Annotated in this window: 19 protein-coding genes; 9 read left to right on the top strand and 10 right to left on the bottom strand. The window is 42.8% G+C overall.

The window, feature by feature from the left end:
- Positions 1-66: 66 nt before the first annotated feature.
- The 4 genes from mnmC2 to ispZ all read right to left on the bottom strand — a co-directional run bounded on the left by mnmC2 (position 67) and on the right by ispZ (position 3,941).
- Positions 67-2,241, bottom strand: a complete 2,175-nt coding sequence (gene mnmC2, locus AC2FA3_RS00875) for a tRNA (5-methylaminomethyl-2-thiouridine)(34)-methyltransferase MnmC2 (protein ID WP_490507892.1) — start codon at positions 2,239-2,241, stop codon at positions 67-69.
- A gap of 26 nt (positions 2,242-2,267) precedes the next feature.
- On the bottom strand, positions 2,268-2,816 hold the full coding sequence (locus tag AC2FA3_RS00870; RefSeq protein ID WP_490507891.1) for a hypothetical protein: 549 nt from the start codon (positions 2,814-2,816) through the stop codon (positions 2,268-2,270).
- Positions 2,813-3,154 (bottom strand): YciI family protein, encoded by a 342-nt coding sequence (locus AC2FA3_RS00865; RefSeq protein WP_490507890.1) that lies wholly within the window; start codon positions 3,152-3,154, stop codon positions 2,813-2,815. Before AC2FA3_RS00865 ends, AC2FA3_RS00870 begins: the two co-directional genes overlap by 4 nt.
- 235 nt (positions 3,155-3,389) lie before the next feature.
- Entirely contained in the window at positions 3,390-3,941 is a 552-nt protein-coding gene (gene ispZ, locus AC2FA3_RS00860; protein ID WP_490507889.1) for a septation protein IspZ, read from the bottom strand.
- Between the two features lie 202 nt (positions 3,942-4,143).
- Here ispZ and AC2FA3_RS00855 point away from each other — a divergent pair, with 202 nt between their 5' ends.
- Both AC2FA3_RS00855 and AC2FA3_RS00850 read left to right on the top strand, forming a co-directional pair.
- Entirely contained in the window at positions 4,144-5,025 is an 882-nt protein-coding gene (locus tag AC2FA3_RS00855; RefSeq protein WP_490507888.1) for a PHP domain-containing protein, read from the top strand.
- Positions 5,026-5,225: 200 nt separating this feature from the next.
- On the top strand, positions 5,226-6,758 hold the full coding sequence (locus tag AC2FA3_RS00850) for a GGDEF domain-containing protein (protein WP_490507887.1): 1,533 nt from the start codon (positions 5,226-5,228) through the stop codon (positions 6,756-6,758).
- 88 nt (positions 6,759-6,846) lie between these two features.
- Here the strand turns inward: AC2FA3_RS00850 and truD are convergent, their stop codons facing one another.
- Positions 6,847-8,151 carry a tRNA pseudouridine(13) synthase TruD gene (gene truD / locus AC2FA3_RS00845; RefSeq protein WP_490507886.1) on the bottom strand — a complete coding sequence of 435 codons (1,305 nt, stop codon included), beginning with the start codon at positions 8,149-8,151 and terminating at the stop codon, positions 6,847-6,849.
- Positions 8,152-8,401: 250 nt separating this feature from the next.
- On the opposite strand from truD, the gene AC2FA3_RS00840 reads away from it, so the two are divergent.
- Both AC2FA3_RS00840 and AC2FA3_RS00835 read left to right on the top strand, forming a co-directional pair.
- Positions 8,402-10,030 (top strand): FAD-dependent oxidoreductase, encoded by a 1,629-nt coding sequence (locus AC2FA3_RS00840; RefSeq protein WP_490507885.1) that lies wholly within the window; start codon positions 8,402-8,404, stop codon positions 10,028-10,030.
- A 107-nt stretch (positions 10,031-10,137) separates the two neighbouring features.
- A complete protein-coding gene (locus AC2FA3_RS00835; protein WP_490507884.1) occupies positions 10,138-10,791 on the top strand; it encodes a GNAT family N-acetyltransferase in 654 nt (217 codons plus the stop codon).
- 79 nt (positions 10,792-10,870) lie between these two features.
- Here the strand turns inward: AC2FA3_RS00835 and AC2FA3_RS00830 are convergent, their stop codons facing one another.
- Complete coding sequence (locus AC2FA3_RS00830) at positions 10,871-11,068, bottom strand: hypothetical protein (RefSeq protein WP_227686190.1); 198 nt, start codon at positions 11,066-11,068, stop codon at positions 10,871-10,873.
- Positions 11,069-11,190: 122 nt separating this feature from the next.
- On the opposite strand from AC2FA3_RS00830, the gene AC2FA3_RS00825 reads away from it, so the two are divergent.
- Together AC2FA3_RS00825 and AC2FA3_RS00820 are read left to right on the top strand one after the other, a co-directional pair.
- Positions 11,191-11,559: a hypothetical protein gene (locus tag AC2FA3_RS00825; protein WP_490507883.1), complete on the top strand. Its 369-nt coding sequence runs from the start codon at positions 11,191-11,193 to the stop codon at positions 11,557-11,559.
- A 151-nt stretch (positions 11,560-11,710) separates the two neighbouring features.
- Positions 11,711-12,757, top strand: coding sequence for an XAC2610-related protein (locus tag AC2FA3_RS00820; RefSeq protein ID WP_490507882.1), 1,047 nt, complete (start codon positions 11,711-11,713; stop codon positions 12,755-12,757).
- A 425-nt stretch (positions 12,758-13,182) separates the two neighbouring features.
- Here the strand turns inward: AC2FA3_RS00820 and gorA are convergent, their stop codons facing one another.
- The 3 genes from gorA to AC2FA3_RS00805 form a co-directional block, all read right to left on the bottom strand.
- A complete protein-coding gene (gene gorA / locus AC2FA3_RS00815) occupies positions 13,183-14,538 on the bottom strand; it encodes a glutathione-disulfide reductase (protein ID WP_490507881.1) in 1,356 nt (451 codons plus the stop codon).
- Positions 14,539-14,766: 228 nt separating this feature from the next.
- Complete coding sequence (locus AC2FA3_RS00810; protein WP_010201359.1) at positions 14,767-15,219, bottom strand: threonine/serine exporter family protein; 453 nt, start codon at positions 15,217-15,219, stop codon at positions 14,767-14,769.
- 1 nt (position 15,220) lies between these two features.
- Positions 15,221-16,036: a threonine/serine exporter family protein gene (locus AC2FA3_RS00805; RefSeq protein WP_490507880.1), complete on the bottom strand. Its 816-nt coding sequence runs from the start codon at positions 16,034-16,036 to the stop codon at positions 15,221-15,223.
- Between the two features lie 124 nt (positions 16,037-16,160).
- Between AC2FA3_RS00805 and AC2FA3_RS00800 the strand changes: the two genes are divergently transcribed.
- Both AC2FA3_RS00800 and AC2FA3_RS00795 read left to right on the top strand, forming a co-directional pair.
- Positions 16,161-16,442, top strand: a complete 282-nt coding sequence (locus AC2FA3_RS00800; protein WP_490507879.1) for a DUF503 domain-containing protein — start codon at positions 16,161-16,163, stop codon at positions 16,440-16,442.
- 80 nt (positions 16,443-16,522) lie between these two features.
- The gene (locus AC2FA3_RS00795; protein WP_490507878.1) at positions 16,523-17,140 is read left to right on the top strand and encodes a hypothetical protein; all 618 of its coding nucleotides are present in this window, start codon (positions 16,523-16,525) and stop codon (positions 17,138-17,140) included.
- Positions 17,141-17,488: 348 nt separating this feature from the next.
- Here the strand turns inward: AC2FA3_RS00795 and uvrA are convergent, their stop codons facing one another.
- Positions 17,489-20,395: an excinuclease ABC subunit UvrA gene (gene uvrA, locus AC2FA3_RS00790; RefSeq protein WP_490507877.1), complete on the bottom strand. Its 2,907-nt coding sequence runs from the start codon at positions 20,393-20,395 to the stop codon at positions 17,489-17,491.
- A 636-nt stretch (positions 20,396-21,031) separates the two neighbouring features.
- On the opposite strand from uvrA, the gene AC2FA3_RS00785 reads away from it, so the two are divergent.
- A complete protein-coding gene (locus tag AC2FA3_RS00785; protein ID WP_490507876.1) occupies positions 21,032-22,396 on the top strand; it encodes an MFS transporter in 1,365 nt (454 codons plus the stop codon).
- Positions 22,397-22,465 lie beyond the last annotated feature (69 nt).

The raw sequence follows: 22,465 nt of genomic DNA, 5'->3' as shown, positions 1-22,465 counted from the left end.
TTGATATAGCTTATTTTAAGCTATATCAAATAAATGACTCAGCTAATAAATAACTTAGTTAATAAATCAGCCTACTTTATGCAACCGCGCCCGATTGGGTGACAGCCGCGCTAAGGTAACAGCGGATAAAGGTGTAAAGCAGCCTAACATCATATCTGCTAATGCTTCAGCGCATATCGGTGCTAATGCATAACCTTTTGCCCCCATCGCAGAGAGCGTCCAAATGCGACGGCTTTGCGCAAGTCGTCCGACCAATGGATGATAATCAATCGTTTGCGTGCGCACACCGGCGCGCGCTTGCCATGCGCTGGTATCATCTGGCAAGACATTGCTTAATTCCGGCATATCCTCCAGCAATTTGTCATAATTCTGCTGATTTTCTTCACGACGGATATCAGTACTGGCGTCAGCATCTACAAAGCTCGCACCCAGTAAAAACTGCTGCTGACCCTCGGCGATTATATTTACCTCAGCATCACCACTTTGCCCGATAAAGGGCGCGCAATAACCACTATATTTAAGCGGTAATTTAGGTAGACCAGCTACTTGCTCGTCAGTAGGCGTAAACCAAGATAATTGCCCGCGAATAGTACGGCACTCAACGATACGTTTGTCTAATTGATGGCTCTCATACGCGGCGCAAATAACGATATTGTCAGCGCAGATAGTAATAGAGCTTTGACTATTATTATCAATGTTACTTTCTTTCTCGCCAATCACCGTAACTTTATCTGCAGTTTCTTTGATATTAGTAACGCTAAGCTGCTGATAAGTGATATTCGGATGCGCAAGGATGACCTTTTTTAGCGCCTGTGGATTGACCAGACCAGATTGTGGCAAATATAAATTGTCTGCTAAGTCTTTAGTTTTTAAGCCGCTTAACCGCCGCGCTTCTTTAGGAGTAATCGTGGTGGCCATTTCATTGGGATAAGCGGCAATCTGCGCAGGGCCGATATTTGTTTTGATTAGCAAGTCTAACGTGCCCGTCTGTTCGAGTATTAGTGGCGTTTGTTGAAGAACTGCTTGCTGATTAAAATAACGATATAGTCTGCCGCTATACAGATAGCCGATAGTATGCAAGTGCTCATAAACGTGGTGAATGGGCGTCATGTTTGGCGCGAGTAGGGCGCGCGGATTACCAGAGGCGCCAGCAAGTGGCGCGACCTTATCTACCATCGTCACTGCCATACCGCGATTGGCTAGCGTCCAAGCCGTGAGCAGTCCGGCAACGCCTGCGCCAATCACTACTGTGTGGCTAGGAATATGGTTAGGTGGGTTCGGCAAAACGGAGGTATTGTCATTTAGTGCTAAAGAATCAGGTAAGGAATCAGAATTGCCAGCCATGACTGCGGTCAGCATTTCACGCTTGCGTCCAAAGCCTTTTACCTTTTTAATGATAAAGCCATGAGTTTGTAACCCACGTTTGACGATACTGGCACAGCTATAAGTGGCGGCAGTCGTGCCAGTATGAGATAAGCGCTGCATCTGAGTAAATATCGACTCCGCCCACAAAGTCTCATTACAAGAAGGTGCGAAACCATCTAGAAACCAAGCATCAACGTAAGGGCGTTTAATAGCCGAATCATTATCTAAAATATTTGAGGTATCTAAAGCATCTAAACCTGCCAAACTATCGCCTGCATCGCCCAACCAAATATCAAGCGTAATACTATCTTCAATAAAAATTAGTCGATGACAGCCAGCAATTAACGGTGGGTAGTTTGCTAAAAACTCTTCAATCAATTCGGCAAGTTCGGGCGCGCGCTGTGCCCATAAGCTGAGTATCTGCGTTAAGTCGTTGAGCGGAATGGGATATTTTTCAGTGGTGATAAAGTGCAAGCGTGCACTTGTTAAATGCGGCTGCTGCGCACGAAGCTGTCGCCAAAGCTGCCATGTCGCTAAAAAATTTAAGCCCGTACCAAAGCCCAATTCAGCAACAGTAAAGCATTGTTTGTCTGCAAGGTTCGCTAGTCGTTCTGGTAGTTGATTATGAGCTAAGAACACATGGCGGGATTCTGCTAAGCCATCAGCGTGTGAGAAATAGACATCGCCAAACTCACCTGATACTGGCACTTGATTGCCAGCATCATCGTTTTGCCATGCAATATTAGCAGGGGTAATCACGTTTGGCGGCGCAGGTTTTTTAGGGGGTTTGCTGGCTTTATGAGGCTTGCGCATTGCGGGAGAGGTAGGCTTAGATATAGCTGATTTAGACTCAGGTTTAGACACAAATTTGGACATAAAGCATCACATTTATAGAGGATTTACTACCAGCGTTCACGGCGAACAAACACCAACCACGAAATAAAAATCCCGACCAATAAGCTCATTAACACCGTAAATGCGCCATATAAAAACAATTGACCTTTGCTCTCATACACCAAAACGTTCACTTGCGTCTGTAAGTCATTGACTTGACGTTGAAGCTGGGCATTACGGCTAAGCAATTCTTGATTGGCCGCAGAAAGCGCTTTATTAGACGGTTGTAGCTGCGCCGCTAAAGTGTCGCTAATATTGGTCGCAGGCTTAGCAATGGCAGTTGGGTTCGGCGCTGTAGTTGCTACGGTATTTGAAGCAGTATTTGGTGGCGTTATTTGAGTAACATTATTGGGCGCTAATACAGCATTAGGCGTCAGCGTAGCTGTTCCTGCTGCAGGGTCAGCATTGGTCACAGTTGGCGCTGCTTGTACCGATAGACTAGCAAGCAACAATAAGCTCGCAACACTAAGATTAGCGATGCGACCAAAAGCAAGCGCAATACCATGATAAGCGACATGATTAGAAACAGCACTATTTAATAATAACTGCTTAATCACGATGCTGCTACCTTATTGGCTGGCTTATCTGCTGCGCTGTTAGTAGGTGCAGGCAATGTCTGTATAAACGGCTTGATATCTACATGGCTATAAACGCCATCACGCAAATAAGGCTCAGCGCTTGCCCATGCTTGCGCGGCATCGAGGGAGTCGAAGTCAGCAATAATCAGGCTACCTGACATCTCGCTTTTACCGTGTTCAATGGGCGTTGGACCTGCGATGACGAGTCGCTGCTCGCTTTGTAATACTTGTAATCGGGTAACGTGTTCGGCGCGCGTCACCTGACGTTGGGCGCTGCTACCTGCAACATCGTGACCAATTATGGCAAATAAGGACATGGGTCTTCCTCAATTAAATAGTATGAATAAAGCGCTACAAATAATAATAAAAAATAATGGCAATATATCTCATGATACTTTTAATCAGCTTTTATAATTAAAACAGCTTCTATGATTAAAAATTGTCACGATGAGTATTTAGCAATAGAAGCCGTTTTTATTATCTTATAATAAAAACGGCTTGATAGCTTCTTGGTTGCTGGTTCTGTATTTAGGTGCTCTTATTCAACAGCTTTTATTTGTTAGTTTTGTCAGTTAACGCTGGATTGAGGTGATTTTTTAACAGCGCAAATTGGGCGACCACGAATACCAACATAATCGGAATCCAGCCGTAGGTTTTGAAGTTAATCCAAGCTTCATCAGACATGGTGAATGCCGTGATATAATGTAGGACGCCCATCATGGCAAAAAACAGTGCCCAAGCGACGGTCAGTTTTTTCCAGCCACTCAGCGTGAGTGAAAATACTTCTTTCATAGCCAGTTGCATCAGTGGCTTATTAATGGCCGCACTGACCAATAACGTTAAGGCAAAGATACCGTTGATAATAGGTGATTTCCAACGCAAGTAGATGTCGTCACGCAATAGCAATGTCCCACCGCAAAAGATGATGGTTAATAATAAAACGACCCACTGCTGCTTATCAAATTTGCCTTTTTGACGCACAAAATGGATGGCATAAATAATAATAGTGGCAACGAGCAAGGCGCCTGCCGCTGCTAAAATGCCACTGTAGCGCGCGGCAATAAAAAAAGCGATCAACGGAATGAAGTCTAATAAGGCTTTCATAGCAAATAGGATGTCCAACAAAAAACGTATGGGGTAGTTTACACGTCTACTGCTGCAAAAAAAAGCAATCAACCTGATAATCGTCCGATATGACATCGATAGCCCATATCTTCGCCATTTTTAACTCGTTTTACTGATGATATAGTTCATATCGATAGCATATTTAAATGAACAACACATTCAACACCTTAAGGCCAGTTTTATGAAAATCGACTTACATTGCCATAGCACGTGCTCTGATGGTACCTATGCGCCCACTGAGGTAGTACAGCGCGCGCATAATGCTGGCATTAATGTACTGGCGCTAACGGATCATGATACCTTGATGGGTATTGATGAGGCGCGCGTGGCGGCTGAGGCCTGCGATATGCAATTAATCAATGGGGTTGAGATTAGCTGCGAGCATACGCTTAGCGGTGGCTATGGTAAAAATAAATCTACCAATAAAATCATCCATGTGCTTGGACTGGATTTTACTGACTTTGATAAAATGCACGCTACTTTGCAACAATTACAAGACAGCCGTGCCACACGTGGTCAACGTATCACTGAAAAACTCAGCGAATTATTGACTATTGATTACGACGAGTTATGGCAAGCGGTGCTCGCTAAAGCTGGCGGTAACCCACAAGCGGTAGGGCGTGCGCATATTGGTCAAGTGTTGTTTGAGCGCGGCGCAGTGAAAACCGTGCAAAAAGCTTTTGATAAATATCTGGCGGATAATAAGCCAGCTTATGTGGCGATTGAAGCATTAACGATGCAACACGGTATCGAGCTGATTCACGCTTGCGGCGGCAAGGCGGTATTGGCGCACCCAACTCGCTATCAGCTTTCAGCCACCCGTGTACGTAAACTGATTGAAGAGTTTGCGCAGCTTGGCGGTGATGCTTGTGAATTGCCGTCAAATAGCGAACCGGTTAGCACCCGTAGAATGGTCGATCGTAGTATTGCTGAACACCAGCTTGCTGCCTCTATCGGCAGCGACTTTCATGGCAGTAATATGCCGTGGCGACGCTTGGGTGATGTGCCAAATCTTAACCCTGAGCAACAAGGCGTTTGGCAGTCGTTTGCGGCATTGGCTTAGTCCAAAATAGTCTATATTTTAAGAATAATAAGTAAGGTAAAATAAAAGTCAGATATTGATGAGTAAATTAATTAAAGAGATTGATAATTAAAGGAAAAATTGCCACACTAAATGCGTCAGTTTAAGTCTAATATAAGTCAAAGATCTTAGTTTTATACTTGGTTTATCTCAATAACTTTCACTATCTGCGGTAGCCCATTATGGCTGTATCGATATCTCATCTAGGCTACAGAAAACTCTCGCGAGTGATTTTCGAGTGGCAAGCCGCTGATAGAGCATCGCTGCTGGCGCTGTTTGTTTTAATAGAAGTCACGTCACATTGGCTATGGTGCTTGTTTGTTTGGTGGCGCCAAGATATTTATGGCTCCTACGTAGATATGGCGCTACTGTACCCCTTGTGGATTGGCGTGACGCTGATGCTGCTGTTCTTTTTTTGGATGGTCAGCCGTGCATCACCCATTAGAGAAGATACGGGCTCGTTGTATAAATGGCAGGCGATAATGGTCACGCTTTATAGCCTGTATATTGCCGTGGTGATTTTAGTCATGGGTCACAGTAGTCTGGTTGCTGGGGTTTCGTTGGTTGGCGGCGCGATGTTAGGCATGATGCTGATACGGCGGCGCTACGTATGGAAAGCCTTTTTAGGGCATATCGCCTTGATATTTTTGGTCACCTTAATTCCTTATTTTGGTTTTACGATACCCAATCTGCGCCAAATGACGATTACCTCTTTTCCATTGGATACTTATAGTTATCTTACCTTTAGCGAAACGGTGGCAATCGAAAATACCATTTCTGCCTCTATTTTTCAAAATGGAACGCTGAGCTGGGACAACTTTAATCAACTGCGTTTTTCTTCTGCATTTTTTTGGCGCACCACCCATATTTATATGGCGCTCCCAAAAGCGATTTTTATCATCTATATGTTTCGCACGCTGCTGTTAATATTGGATAACAGCAAAGCTGAAATCATGCAATATGCCAATCAAGATGAATTGACCCAGCTAAAAAGCCGGCGCTACGGTTTGACGCAAATGCAGCAAGCGCTACTGGCGATGGGAGATAAGCAAGATTTCAGTGTCATTTTGCTGGATTTAGATTGGTTTAAAAATATCAATGACAATTATGGTCACGATGTCGGCGACCAAGTCTTGTCTGAAGTTGCCCAGACGCTACTGAAATCTTTATCAGAAGAGGCGATTGTCAGTCGCTATGGCGGTGAAGAGTTTTTAATCGTGCTGCCAGATACCACGCATGAGGGTGCGATGGCTATTGCTAAGCAGCTACGCCAAGATATCGCCCAAAATGTCATCAAGAGCGATGAGGGTTCTGATTTTTATATTACCGCCAGCTTAGGGGTTTATACCCTGACACATGATGAGCGTGCTCGCATCCAAAGTGAATACAAGGCATTGGCGCTAGAAGAAGGTACGCCACCGCTTACAAAGCCGCATAAAAACCGTAAACAAGGCAATAGTGCGCATACTTCAAGCAGCAACCAAGCAGGCGCAGCAAAAACGCATGCGCAAAAAAGAATTTCCCATAGAAGAAAACGCGCTGCTAGAGAAATACTGCAAGCACAACTGCCCAGCGATATTTGTCAGCGCTTGATTTGTATTGCGGATAAAGCCTTATATGAGGCAAAAGACCGTGGCCGCAATCAAGTGGTCAGTGCCAATCATATGCTAGCAGCAGAAAAGGACAAGATTGCCGTCCTTTACGCGACTAGCTAGTTATTTGATATTTAGTTTCTTCTCTGAATCACCAAATTATTGCTTCTAATGATTAAATTATTGGTTAGGCAGTTAGGCAGTTAGGCAGTTAGGTGCTTAAATTTGCAACCAAGCTTGAAAGCACACTGGTTGCAAAGCTACCGGTCGTTAAAGTAAAACTGAGCACCAATGTCAGCTCATCATCTGTGTCCTGCCATTCCCAGCTTACCTCCTCAATCGGTAATCTTAGCGCTCGTCGTTGTGCTTTGATATCGCGCTTCTCTAATCCTGTAGCTAGCTGATGTAATAATGGATTTTTCTGCACAATATCATTTTCGATAGCGGCAGCTGCGCCACTGACTTTATCATTACCCACGCCCCATAATACCGCCGTTGGATGAATATCGCCGCTGGCAAGTCGCGCTTGCAAAGTGTCATCAATTGCTTCGCTGGCAAATATCGAGCCTGATCCGTCCAAATTAAACACTTCACCTGCAAGCCCTATATTCCAGCTACCATCGCGCACCCGCGCTGCCAATATCTCATTAAATATCAAGCTACGCGCAGCAGACAACTCCATGCTATTTTGCTCGCGCGGTACCTGTTTGCGTTTGCTCTTTTTGGGTTGCGGACGACTTTCTGGCGCTGGACGAGCAAACAATGACAATGCTTCTCTAACATTATTGCCATTACGGCCAAAACGCTGCGGACCAAAATAATTGGGCACGCCCGTTGTGCTTATATGGGCTAAATACTGCTCGACAGCATCCTTGTTACTTTTCTCAGATGATAAGTCCTGCTCGGACGCTGTAAATTTTAAGTCCGCAAACTGTATATCTCGTAAAGTAATAATAAATTGATTGGCTCGGTGCGTAGCACGATTGAGCTTTTTATTGTGCCACTGCTGCGCAAGGATAGTGACCGACTCATTGACGCCAATATCTACTGGAGCAAACTCAGACTCAGGCAATTGCTTCTTTGGTATGCGCAGGCTAAACCACTGTGTCGTTAGTGCATGACGGTCTTTAAGCCCCGAGTAACCGACATCACGCAGTGGAATCTCTGCCCATTCTGATAATAATTTAGCAAGATAAACGGTATTCATGCCGAGCTTTTCGATATGCAGCCATAAGTGCTCACCCTCGCCAGTAAAGTCGAGCGGCAATATCTCATTAACCACAAAATCTGTGGCATGGGCTTTGTAGGTTGCTTGTTTTAAAGGTGGCTGCGTCGGCTGTGGTAATTTAGCTGTATCGGTGGCGGCAGTAATATCGATAGTATTTATATTTTCGGCGTTTGAATTAGCAAACGTCTTATCATCAATAGATTTGTTATTAGGCGAATCGTTATTAAATGAGTTGTTATTAAGGTCATTATTAAGTGAGTCGTTATTTAATTCGTCTTGAGAAGTCATAAAAGGTATCTTTTGTGTTGATAAAAAATGATAAAAATAAAAAATTAAGGGTAAAGCAAATGTAAATTTACGTTTTGCAACGCAGGCAGCATACAAATAAACAGCGTCTACCAAATGGTCTTGCTACTATCAAGATATCTGGTTTTTTAAATAACGTATTTTTATCGCTAATGATTGATTTAATCAGCTTACATCAATACGTTTGCAGCAGGAAATAATAAATTTTAATAATAACCGTTAAGGATAACTTATGAGCAAGGCAACGATTCATACTGTCACCATTAGCAAAGCCGACATTCCAAGTGGTGGCATGAAATCCTATAAACAGGATGACGATAGTATCATTTTAATCACGCGCGATGAGGACGAGTTTAGCGCCTTCGATGGTAAATGTCCGCATGCTGGCGCAGATTTGGGTGAGGGTCTACGCTGCGGTAATCGCGTCATTTGCCCATGGCATCATGGTAGCTTTGATAGTCGCGATGGCACGCTATTAGAGCCGGTCGCGATGCGCGGCTTGACCCAATACGAGCTGACCGATGAGGGTGATAGCTTAACCGTCAATACCTCGGCGAAGATAGATAAGCGCGTGACCAATGACAAAATGATGGACACCCATACCATTATCGTTGGCGGCGGCGGTGCAGGCTTTATGACGGCTAATCAGCTGCGACATACGGGTTATGGCGGCAAGATTACCTTGATTAGCCAAGATGATAAACCCCCTTATAATCGTCCTTTATTATCCAAAATGTTTTTGGCAGGTAAAATGGATGAGAAATATCTAATGCTGGGCGGCGCTGATTGGGCCAGTAACAATAATATCGATTTGCGCTTACAGCAAACCGTCAGTGAAGTGTTACCAAACGCGCGTACCATCGTTATCACAGATGTAGACGGTAAACGCGAAGAGCAAACCGCGGACTTCTTAGTAGTAGCGACAGGCGCGGAGCCAAAAATACCGCCGTTTAAAGGGGCTGAGCTCGATGGTGTTTATACGCTGCGTAGTATGGATGATGCCAAGGCTATCAAAAATGCCAGTGATAATAAGCATGTGGTTATCGCCGGCACCGGTTTTATCGGTATGGAAGTGGCGTCGGCATTAATGGAGGCAGGGAAGGCTGCCTCTATTACTGTCGTTGGGCGTAATCGCCGTGTGATGGCTAATATCGTTTCTGAAAGCGTCAGTAATGCTTTAATCAAATTACACGAAGAAAAGGGCGTTAATTTTGTATTCGGTGCTGGCGTTGACGAAATCAATGCTGCTAAAGACGATACTGATAATGAAAATAGTAAAGTCAGCGGCGTCACTCTATCAGATGGCAGTACGCTTGTCGCCGATGTGGTCATTTTAGGAACCGGTGTTGCACCACGTACTGAGCTGTTAAATGAAGTAAACGCGCCAGATGGTGTGCAAGTTGATGAGACCTTGCAACTGCGTGATGGCGTCTATGCGCTGGGTGATATCGCCAAAGCCACCAATCAGATGGGACGCATGCGTATCGAGCATTGGCGGGTGGCGTTGCAACATGGTCTAGTCACCGCAGCAGCTATCTTGAATGAGGATAATGTTAATTCGTTAGCGGAGCGTATTCCTTTCTTTTGGACAGCACAGTATGGTAAAAGCCTGCGCTATAGCGGCCATGCTGCCACACCTGATAAGGGTATTTTATTTGGCTCGCCTGCTAAGCTTGATTATATCGAATATTATTTTGATGATGATGGGCAGAATACGCGAGCCAGTGCCGCAAGCTCGCTCGGACGTGACAAAGGGATGATTGCTTTCTCTGAATTATTGCGCCGTGGTCATGCGCCAACGCGCGCTCAAATCAATGCAGGATTTGATATTATCGAGCAAGCCCACGCGTTATCCCGCTAGTACTCAAAACTGATACGTATTATTATAAAGGCTGGCTTGGTTATCCGAGCCAGCCTTTTATACGATAAATTTTTATAAGATATGAACGGAAAAGGAAAACCGGTGTTATGAATAAAGATAACATAAATAAAGAAGTCTTAAATAAACAACAGTTAAATAGAACAACCGTATTTTTACGCCGAGCTGAAGTAAATGATATTGATGCGCTTGAGCAATTGCTAAATCGCTGTTATCGGCAAGCGGAAGGTTGGACCAATGAGGCAGATTTGGTCGGCGGTATTCGTACTACTAAAGATGAGCTGTTGGCCGTCATCGCTGACCCAAGACATTACGTTTTCATTTATCCGAAAACCACAACAGGCGAGCGTGATGGCGAAGAAACGGGTGAGTTATTAGGCTGTATCGCGGTCGATATAAAAGATGAGGCTGATACAAATCAGCACGCTGGCAATAAGAAAGCCTATATCGGTATGTTTGCCGTCCTGCCTGAGTTGCAGGGGCATGGCGTTGGTCATCAGATATTGCAGGCAGCTGAGACGTTTGCGCAGCGGCATTTGCAATCAAATACATCAAAGTCTACTCAAAATCCCGTACGTTTGACCATGTCTATTTTAAGTCATCGTCCCGAGCTTTTGGCATATTATCAGCGCCGTGGTTATCAATTAAATGGCAACAGTATGCCGTTTCCTATCGATGGCAATAATGGTGAACCTAAGCGCCAAGATTTAGAGTTATTAGAATTAGAAAAACTCGTAAGTTAGTCATAAACTAATAAGGCTTATCAACTTCAATTAAACTAACCTCAATTCAGCTGACTTTAAAGCAACTAACCCAAAGCCATTAACCCCAAAAACTGCCAAAGGTCATAAATAATCCGACGCTCAATAGGAGAAATGCCACGATAATTAAGCGCTTAAACCAATTAAAAGCGGGCAGGCGCGTGGCATTATCATCAGACATCAAATAAGCAAACAAGCCAATTAGGCTTGCGACCAAGGTCATGATGCCCAGACCAATCGGTAATATAGAAAAATACATCTGCCACACAAGCATCTCGCAACGGTGATTATTAAACGCATGATAGCAGTAACGTGATTGTGCTGTCTGAATTATCCGCCTCTTCAGTTTTAAAAATGCTAGTAAAATAACAGGAGGACAAGGTGGGAGATTTTAAAAGATGGGCGTTAACCGTAGTACTGATACTATTTTTTGCCACGTGTTCTAACGGGCCTTCTGAAAGTACGGTTGAGGGATTGATTGCAGCGCAATATGAGCAAGGTATTACAATAATGGAAGCTGCCAAGGCGAACGCGGGCAATGATAAAATGGCACAAGATATAAGCAGTTTGATGGAGCGCATGATGCCAAAACTTGAGCGCATTGATAATATCAACTGTGACCGCGTTGAGGGCGACAATACCTATATGTGTAGCGCTGATATCACCCAAACGATTGCAGGGAATAGTCGCACCAATAAGACCAATTTTAAATTTTATCAAGTTAAAGGAGAATGGGTACTAGGTGATTAAAACTGAGCTATGCTTGTATAAACTACTTGTAAAAAAATCATCGACATCTTCAAGCTACCGAATCTGAATTCTCTCCTAACGATTTAATGATTGATACTAAAGCTAATGTAAATTGGCATTTTTTTATTTTCTTAAGCTGCTAAGGATTTATATGGATATTTATTCTTTCTCTAAAAAGATAAGCAAGAAGGCAGTTGCATTTTTGGGTTTGTTTGTTTTGCCTTTTTTAGCCTATCCAGCTTTCGCTCAAACCTATCAGATTCAAGACTTCTCTGACGATTACTATGCCATTATTAAATCAACAAATGATGCAGATAGTGAAACCAATAGCATTGTGGAAATAAGAGACGCCAAGACTAAGAAAATTCTAATTAGTCAGCCTGCTGATATCGATATTGACTATGAGCTTGATAACAGTAAAGCGCATCAGCTAGGCGACAAAATCAGCGCCAATATTGTCAGCCTGCCTTATGGAGAAAGCAGTGTGCTGATTTATGACGACTTTAATTTTGATAATAAGTTCGACTTAGCGATTAAAGATGGGCGTTATGGCTGTTATGGCGGCCCTTCTTATCAGGTTTATCTCAAGCAAGGTAAGAGGTTCGTGCATAGCGAAGGCTTTACTGAACTGGCGCAAGGTAATTGCGGATTTTTTGATATTGACGAAGAAAAACAGACGTTGCATACCATGACTAAGAGTGGCGCGGCATGGCATCAATATTCAGATTATAAAGTCAGCAATAATAAACCAGTAGCGGTGCGTATCGTAGAGGAAGAATATAACTACAAAGGCTTACTCTCTATCCTTGAGAAAACAAGAGTCAATGGCAAGATGGTCGAAAACCAGTACCAACAGCTAGCTATGTATGAAGAAGGCGATGATTCATCGCGCTACGTTTATGGATTCGATTTAGAGAATGGCAAAAAAATGATACTCGATAGCTATGATGAGGATCATCTGTATTATGCCTTTGCTGATAAAGACGGTAAAATTGAGTTGTATTATTATGGACAGTTCATATATGACGCCAAGCAAAAAACCTTGAGCTTCACCAATAAGCCAGTGGTTTATGAAATAAATAATAAAGGTATTACGGTCAAAAATTCTAATAAGACCGTTTTCTTAAAAGCACAAAACGGTAGTGTGGGTGGAAATTTAAACAATCTTGGGCGTTTTGAGAATGTGAAAATTCGATAGGCTACTGGGATTTAAGCTTTAACTTGCTTCGTTCTAACTACGTTTTCTTTTAATTATTTGAGCATAAAGAATTGGAAGATCTTTTTACAGACCTAAAATTCTATAATCTGTTATCTTGGCGTTTAAAAGGTCATCCTTTTTGGACAAGTTTTTTAAAAGGCTACTATATTGGCCTTATCGTACTTATGATATTAACGTTAATTCGCCTATTTACAAGCGAAGCTATATTGGCAACACTTGAACAAGATATTAGGATGACTTTCATAATCGGAACGGTAATTTCAATATTATTGTTGACTCTTACGAGCATTAATCAGTTTTATTTTCCAGACAAAAAATAATAGCTAGCTTACTAATCTATAGCTATAGATTAGTAAGCTGGGTTTATAACCTAGCCTACAATAACTAGCATCTATTAATACAAATTAGCGCATGGTCACAAATTCTTCCGAGCCTGTCGGATGAATAGCAACCGTATTATCAAAGTCCGCTTTCGTCGCGCCCATTTTTATCGCCACGGCAAAGCCTTGAATCATCTCATCGACACCATAGCCAATGCCATGCAAGCCAATCACTTTTTCCTCCTCACCTAAGCACACTAACTTCATCACGCACTTTTGACGGTGCTGAGTGACGGCGCTATACATAGAGGTAAAGGTCGATTTATAACATTTGATATTTTCTTTACCATATTGCTCAACTGCATCGATTTCAGACAAGCCAATCGTGCCGATAGCAGGGTGGGTAAAGATAACCGTCGGTATTAAATCATAACTTAGATGCTCATTAGTCTTATCGTTAAATAAGCGCTCAGATAGGCGACGACCTGCCGCGATAGCCACTGGCGTCAAATCAATGCTGTTTTCGATAATATCGCCGACCGCATAAATTCCTTTAACATTTGTATTTTGGAATTTATCGACTTTGATTTTACCGTTCTCGGTCGTCTCTACGCCCGTCACTTGCAAGTTGATATTATCCGTCGAAGGCGCGCGACCAATCGCCCAAATCAAACAATCTACTGTATCAAGGCTACCATCTGCGGTACATAAAGTTAGGCTGCCATCGTCATTTTTATTAATTTCAGTGAGCATGGTATTGGTATGCAACTGAATACCGTCTTGCTCCATCTCTATCAGCAAGGTTTCAACGATAGTGTGGTCAAATGAGCGCAGCGGCGAATGTTGACGCACATACTGATGGACTTCAGAGCCAAGGCTATTTAACACGCCAGCGATTTCGACAGCAATATATCCTGCGCCGACGATAGCCACCCGTTTTGGCAACTCGTTTAAAGCAAAAAAGCCATCAGAATCGATGCCGTATTCTGCACCTTTGATATCGGGGAGGATTGGATGTCCACCCGTCGCAATCAAAATATGGTCAGCGGTAATCAGTTCACCATTGACCTCAACAGTATTGGTATCGACGAATGTGGCAAAGCCTTTTATCACTTCAACGCCGTTTTTCGCCAGATTATTGTCATAAGAACGATGAATGTTTTCGATATATTGTTGGCGGCTATGTACCAGTTTTTGAAAGTCAAAACCTTTGACCTCGATATCAAAGCCATAATCTGGCGCATATTTATGGATAGCTTCGGCAACTTGCGCGCCATACCACATCACTTTCTTAGGTACGCAGCCCAAGTTTACGCACGTGCCGCCCAACTTGTCAGCTTCGATAATGGCGCATTTTTTGCCATAGCTCGCTGCGCGGTTGATTGAGGCAATGCCGCCACTACCGCCACCAATGGAAATATAATCATAATGTTTTGTCATAGTTAAGTCTCTTTATTCAGTACGTATTGATGCATATTGGTAAAATTTTGCAGTCTATTATTTTTTAATTCTGTTATTTTAAACTCTATTGTAATGGGTATCATTATTAATCTTACAAGGTTTTGCTTATAAGGATGTGCCAGCTAGCATCAGGTTATAAAAATATTTAGGCACAAACAGCCCGCGATTTAAACTTAGCTAAATTCATCTACACCTACTTAAACCTACCTAGACTATGGCACGCCGTCTATAAAATAACAGTCCGGGAATCGATAAGCCCAGCACTAATCCTGAGGTCACAAATAAAGCTTCAAATAGATACACCATCATTTGGCTAAATAATTCGTCCGAAAAACCGAAATAGCCAATCTGTACCATACTGACCATCGCCTTATAAGCGGCGATACCTGGCATCATACAGATGACACTTGGCGAAATTAATGCTTTGGGCGGTAGGGTATATTTTTTTGAAAAATACACGCCTAAAAAGCTGGCAAGCATCGCCCCAAAAAAGCTAGCAACCACCAGATGAACGTGCTGATAGACCAGCGCTGTTTTTAGCCCAAATCCAAACGCGGTCATCAGTAAACACGGCAAAATATAGCGTTTGGGTACGCTGAACATCAGCGTCCAACCAAGGGTAATGATACATGACAGCACAACGGTTTCAATGAACCACATCTTAAAACCCCCAGTGCTGTATTCTAAGTAAAACCAGCGCCATCACGATGCCGACGCACGCGGACAAAGTCAACATATACGTAAAAACCGCACGCCCAATCCCAATATTGACATAGCCTTTTAAGATATCTGAGAAAGAGTTGATCAATGGAAAGCTTGGTACTAGTAAGAGCACACTAGAGGCAACGGCAATATCAGCATTACTACCAATATCAAAATAATAAGTCGTCGCGCCGATTAAAGAAGCGATAAAAGCGGTCACGATGACCGCTATAAAAGGGTTAAAATGGTGTTTGGCCAGATAAATACGAGTGAACATCGCTACCATACCCGCAATAAAAGTCACGCCAGTAATCGACCAACTGCCACCATTTAGATACGCAAACGCAGCACAAGATGCACCAACAAATATGCTCACTAGCCATGTCGGATAAACCGTTTTATCTAATTCATCAAACGCAAGGGTAGTGCGTTCCGTAAGCTCACGCGTCAGCTTATTGTTATCTGGCTTGTCGCTATTTGTATCGGCTTCGGTTCTGTTGATAATTTGCTGGATTTGTACCAATAAATTGACATTGATACTTTGATTGATCGTGTCTCTGGTGGTGGTGATACAGCGCTCATCACAGATAGTGGTCAGGGTAAGGGCGTTAAAGTTCAGCGAACATTCTACGCTGTTCATCCCCAACGCAAGCCCTAAGCGTTTGGATAAGTCCACCACCACGGCAGACTCAGCACCATATTGCATAAGGAGTAATCCGCAGCGCACGCATAATCGAGTAATGTGCTGTTGCTGTACGTAGCTGATAGAAGTCATTGATTAGATACGCAGGTTGGTTGACGATTGATACGCTATTATAAAGGGTCTGGATGCTGATGCGCAGGCATTATTGGACATTATATTTTATGCTACGATAAACTTCTCTGGTAAGGAGAATAAAATGCATATCGCTATCTTAACGCTGACTTTTGCGCTGCCCGGTTGCGGTTCATTAAAAGAAAAGCGTCAACGCATGGGCGGCTTGCATGCACGCTTTGGCAATACGCCAAGCGTCGCGGTATGTGAGAGCGGTGAGCGTGATCGGCATGATGCCAGCGAGTGGACGTTTGTGATAGTCGGGCTGTCTAAACGTGAGGTTGAGTCGCAATGCAGTCAAATAGAAGAGAAGATAGAACGGACGGTAGATGCGCGGGTGATGAATGTTGAGAGAGAGTTTATTTAGTGGCTAGTGGAAGCTATATGTAGTGCCATATATATCTTTAAGCTATATTATTAAGGTTTAAGGAATAATTGGAGTTATTTATGTCGCACAGGAAATTATTGAGCTCTGCACTGGTGGAAGGTAAGCTCAAGGTTGAGCTATCAAAATTTAGAGAGTATTACCAAGAAATCGAAAATAAATTTCAATCAGATAAAAAAAGTATAGAGGATATGAAAGATTCATCTATTTATGACGATATGAATGAATTTGAAAGAGATTACTACGACATTGAGCTACATCATTTAGATATTCATAGAAAGTCTTGTTTAGTTACACTCTATTCATACTTAGAAAGTTTTTTAAATTACTTTTGCGAATATTTGTATGAATTGAACGGAAGAAAATTAAAATATACTGACCTGAGTGGAACAGGGATTTTCCGAGCGAGATTATATTTACTTAAAGTTGAAGGTGTGGATTTTGATCAAATGAATGATGGATGGAATCAAATCAAAGGTTTTAACTTAATTCGGAATAATATTGTTCATGAATCAGGTAAGGTGGGAAAAGATAAGTTGATTAAGTTTATTGACACTAACGAGAATTTATCTATAAATAATTTTGATGATGTGAGAATTAAGAGTGGTTATATTCATGAATTAATTGATATTATTGAGAGTTTTATTTTAAATATTCATACACAGGTTTTTATTGAGTAAGTAGCTATTGTATATTTTTAAATAGATGAGGCTTAAGTTAATGTGCATATCAATTACATACAGCGCAGAAATTGGGCGAAGCTTTCGATACCTACATTACGATGCGTTTAACGTTAGCTATAATAAAATAAGGTGAGATTAATGTCGATGCATGAGAGCTAGTAAGATAGTTTTGCATAATATTGAACTACTAGGTTTTCTTCATTAACCGAACATTCGGGCTGCGATAACAAGCCACATTCAAATCTACTTTAAATTTTCTAGCTTTTTATTAAGCTAATGTAAATTGCTACATAATAAAGGCCACTCCCTAAAGAGTAGCCTTTATTAACAATTAACTAATTTCTACTAACTTACTTCTTTCAACCCTTGCTCTAGCATCGGCTTTAAGAATTCACCAGTATACGAGCCTTTCACTTCTGCCACTTCCTCAGGCGTACCTTCCGCGATAATCAGTCCACCACCTTTACCGCCTTCAGGGCCAAGGTCAATCACCCAATCCGCCGTTTTGATAACGTCAAGATTGTGCTCGATGACCACGATAGTGTTACCTTTATCGCGTAGGGTATGCAAGATATGCAGTAGCTTATCGATATCATGAAAATGTAAACCTGTGGTTGGCTCATCCAAGATATAGAGCGTCTGTCCGGTATCACGTTTGGCAAGCTCACGAGCCAGTTTGACACGTTGCGCTTCACCGCCTGATAACGTCGGTGCAGACTGACCCAAGCGGATATAGCTCAAACCAACATCCATCAATGCTTGCAGGCGACGATAAATCGCTGGAATGGCTGAGAAGAACTCAGTCGCATCTTCAACGGTCATATCTAAGACGTCGGCGATGTTTTTACCTTTATAAAGAATTTCTAACGTCTCGCGGTTATAGCGCTTGCCTTCACAGGTATCACACGGCACATACATATCCGGTAAGAAATGCATCTCAACTTTAATAAGACCATCGCCTTGACACATCTCACAGCGTCCGCCTTTGACGTTAAAGCTAAAGCGACCAGCTTTATAACCACGGGCGCGTGCTTCTTGCGTTTGTGCAAACATCTCACGTACTGGCGTAAAGACGCCAGTATACGTCGCTGGGTTTGAGCGTGGTGTACGACCAATTGGGCTTTGATCGATATCGACCATTTTATCTAAATGCTCAAGACCACTAATGCTGTCATGTTTATCCGCGATGAGCGTTGAGGCGTTATTTAACTGGGTGGCAGCGAGTGGCATTAAGGTGCGATTAATCAGAGTCGATTTACCAGAACCTGAGACCCCAGTGATACAAGTCATAATACCTATTGGCAAGGTCAAATCAACATCGTGTAAGTTGTTACCTGATGCGCCTTTAAGCTCAATCGTCATTGGAACTTGTTTGGGCTTAGCTTTACCTTTGACTTCCATATCGATGGTTTTGGCTTTATGACGAATAGTTGGAATCTCGATTCTTTTCTTCCCAGACATATATTGTCCAGTCAGCGATTCTTTATTGGCCATAATGTCATCGACCGTACCCTGAGCGATGATATGACCGCCATGTACACCAGCGCCGATACCAATATCAATGACGTGATCCGCTTGGCGAATGGCATCTTCATCATGCTCAACGACCAGTACCGTATTACCCAAATCACGCAAGCGCGTTAGGGTTTTGAGTAAGCGATCATTATCACGTTGATGTAGACCAATTGACGGCTCATCAAGGACATACATCACACCCATCAGACCTGCGCCAATTTGGCTGGCAAGACGAATACGTTGCGCTTCACCACCTGATAGCGTTTCAGCAGAGCGCGCAAGTGATAGATAATCAAGCCCGACACTGACAAGGAAGTTCAGACGCTCGTTAATCTCTTTAAAGATTTTTTCCGCGACTTCGCCCTTATGACCGCCAATTTTTAGCGTTTTATAATAGTCAGCTGCATCACCGATAGACAATTTAACGATTTGGGCGATGGTTTGATCGTCTACGCGAACATTGCGTGAGATCTCATTGAGACGAGCACCATCACAGACATTACAAGTGGTATCGGCCAAATATTTTGCCAACTCGTCACGCACAAGATTACTTTGGGTTTTGGCATAACGGCGCTCTAAATAAGGTAATACTCCTTCAAATGGTACCGTCTTATTGGTTTTACGACCGCGCTCATCAGTAAAGTTAAATGTCAGCTTTTCTTTACCTGAGCCTTGCATGATAAGATCTTGCTGCGCTTTTGGCAGCGCTTGCCACGGCGCATCCATATCGATTTTAAAATGATTGCAAACGGTAGATAGCAAACCAAAGTAATACGCATGACGCTTATCCCAACCATTAATCGCCCCTTGATTGAGTGATTTTTCATGATGGGTAATCAGCTTTTCGGCAGAGAAATATTGGCGTTTACCAAGTCCATCACAGCTTGGGCAAGCACCGTAGGGATTGTTAAAACTGAACATCCGCGGTTCAAGCTCAGAGACGGCGCGATCACAAACAGGGCAAGAATGCTTAGCTGACATCACTTGGTTGGCATCACCGCCTTCTTTTGGGTTGCCATCCATAAAATGTAGCGTCACCAGACCTTGACCTAAGCGTAGCGCAGTCTCCAAACTTTCAGCGACGCGGTTGCCTAAGTCATCACGGACTTTAAAGCGATCAACGACAACTTCAATCGTATGCTTTTTCTTTTTATCGAGTGTCGGTAGCTCGTCAGTATCGTAGACATCACCATCGACGCGTACGCGTACAAAGCCTTGACCAATTAATTGTTCAAGCAAGACCGTATGCTCGCCCTTACGCTCACGAATCACCGGTGCAAGTATCATGATTTTAGTGTCATCGGGCAGCGCCATCACTTGATCGACCATTTCAGTCACCGACTGTGCAACCATCGGCTCACCATGCTCTGGGCAATAAGGCGTACCAATACGCGCATAAAGTAGACGCAAATAGTCATAAATCTCGGTAATCGTACCGACCGTTGAGCGTGGGTTGTGGTTGGTCGATTTTTGCTCAATAGCAATCGCCGGTGACAAGCCTTCGATACTATCGACGTCTGGTTTTTCCATCTGTGAGAGGAACTGACGCGCATAAGCCGAAAGACTTTCGACATAGCGGCGTTGCCCTTCAGCATACAAGGTATCGAATGCCAATGAGGATTTACCAGAACCTGATAAACCCGTAATCACCACAAATTTATCTCGTGGAATGTCTAAATCGATATTTTTTAGATTATGAGTGCGTGCGCCGCGAACTTTAATATACTCGTGTGCCATCGGTGATAGATTTCCTATTTGATAAAAGGGTATATAAAAAATATTTAAAATTTAAAGGCTAAATAAAGTTGAGTGAAATGATCAATGAACAATAATAATAAATCAAAATATTAGATATGTTTAAAATTGCTATTTTAATTACTATGACTTTATAGAAATGTGTCGTTTTCACAAAACGTTAGCAATAATGCTCTCTTTTATATTATGCATCTGGTACTTGAAATGGATAAAGATAGTCTAAATAAAGGGTAACTAGTATGAGCCGTTTGTTATAGATTTAGTCGAACAATGTCATTTTATGAACATGACTTCATAAGTATTTTTTTAATGTTTTTCAATGAACATTGTCAGACAATGAGATTTTCAATGTCTTACTTTATTGTCATGATAGCCACCTTATTCAAGGTGCGATGATGCATCAAATGCACTTAGTAACAAAATTATCGCGTAAAATGAATAGCTTAAGTCAGTGTCAGCGATGATGCTGAAGTAGGGTGGCAAAAGTCTCGGCAAGCAAACGGTGAATGTCTTATACTAGTGAGCTTAATTTGTAGCCAATGCCTTGATAGAGCAGACGTGAGCATTCAGTAGTACTAGCGAGTGATAAACTAGCCATGATGAACCAGTGAGGCAAGTATGAATAGCGTAGAAAAACGAGCAATCCTCGGCGTTGGTGGCATATTTGCCTTGCGGATGATTGGTTTATTTATGATTGTGCCCGTATTTTCTGTGTACGGTGATAATTATGCGCATGCGACGCCGTTTCTGATTGGTTTAGCGGTTGGTATTTATGGGCTAGGGCAAGCCATTTTTCAGATTCCGATGAGTTTGGCTGCGGATAAGTTTCCGCGTAAGCCGATTATATTTTTAGGTCTTGTCTTATTTGCTCTCGGCGGTATCATTGCCGCTAATGCGACGGATATTTATGAGGTCATTATCGGTCGAGCGTTAGCAGGTAGTGGCGCGGTATCTGCAGTATTAATGGCGTTACTTGCTGATGTAACTCGCGAGGAAATGCGCACCAAAGCGATGGCGACGATGGGTTTGACCATTGCGACCTCCATTATGCTTGCGTTTGCCTTTGGGCCGTTATTGGTTGGCTCGCTGGGTATCTCAGGGCTGTTTTGGTTGACCGCAGGATTTGCCGTTTTGGCGATGTTGTTATTAGTGTTTGTACCCACGCCGCTACGGGTACTGCAACATAATTTGGATAATAAGTCGATTGGTCGGCAGCTGTCGGATGTCTTAAAAATTGCCGATTTAAACCGTTTACATATTGGTATTTTTGCCCTGCACTTAACCATGACCGCTATTTTTGTCATTTTGCCGCATCAGCTTAATGAGGTAATGGGTTTATCCGTACGCCAGCAAGGTTTGGTGTATCTGCCTTTATTGTTTATCGGTTTTGCAGTTGCGTTACCCTTTATTATCATCGCTGAAAAGAAACGCAAAATGCGCCAAGTATTCTTGGGCGCGATTGCATTGATGACTGCCGCTTTAGCGTTATTGGCCATTAGTAGTCAGGTCGGTGTGGGTATTATTTTAGGGCTGCTGCTGTATTTTATGGGCTTTAACTTGCTCGAAGCTACGATTCCATCGTGGATATCGAAGCGTGCGCCAGTCGCCAATAAAGCGACGGCAATGGGGCTAAATTCATCCAGCCAGTTTTTCGGTGCTTTTGTTGGTGGGGCGATGGGTGGCTTATTATTAACCCAGCCAAATCTGCTGGCGTGGGGTGTATTGGCCGTTATTATGGGCGCGGCATTGCTGCTGATTATTCCGATTGCCGATCCGCCTTACTTGTCCAGCACCACCGTTACGATTCCTAAAGATATCAATATACAGGATTGGTCACGGCAAATGCTGGCGGTAGATGGCGTCGATGAACTGGTCGTCATGGCAAAAGAGCAGGTCGCTTATTTGAAATTAGACAAAACCCAATTGACTGATTCTTCGCGACAAGAGTTGTCGCATCTGGCACAAAGCCCCCTAGATATTTAAACAAAAATTGGTTAAAGTAAATTCATATTACTGATATTATTAATCAGTTTCATTTAATAGTTATTAAAA

Source organism: Janibacter sp. CoH_79_TC_3 (assembly GCF_058197955.1).
This window is presented reverse-complemented; position numbering and strand designations above follow the sequence as displayed.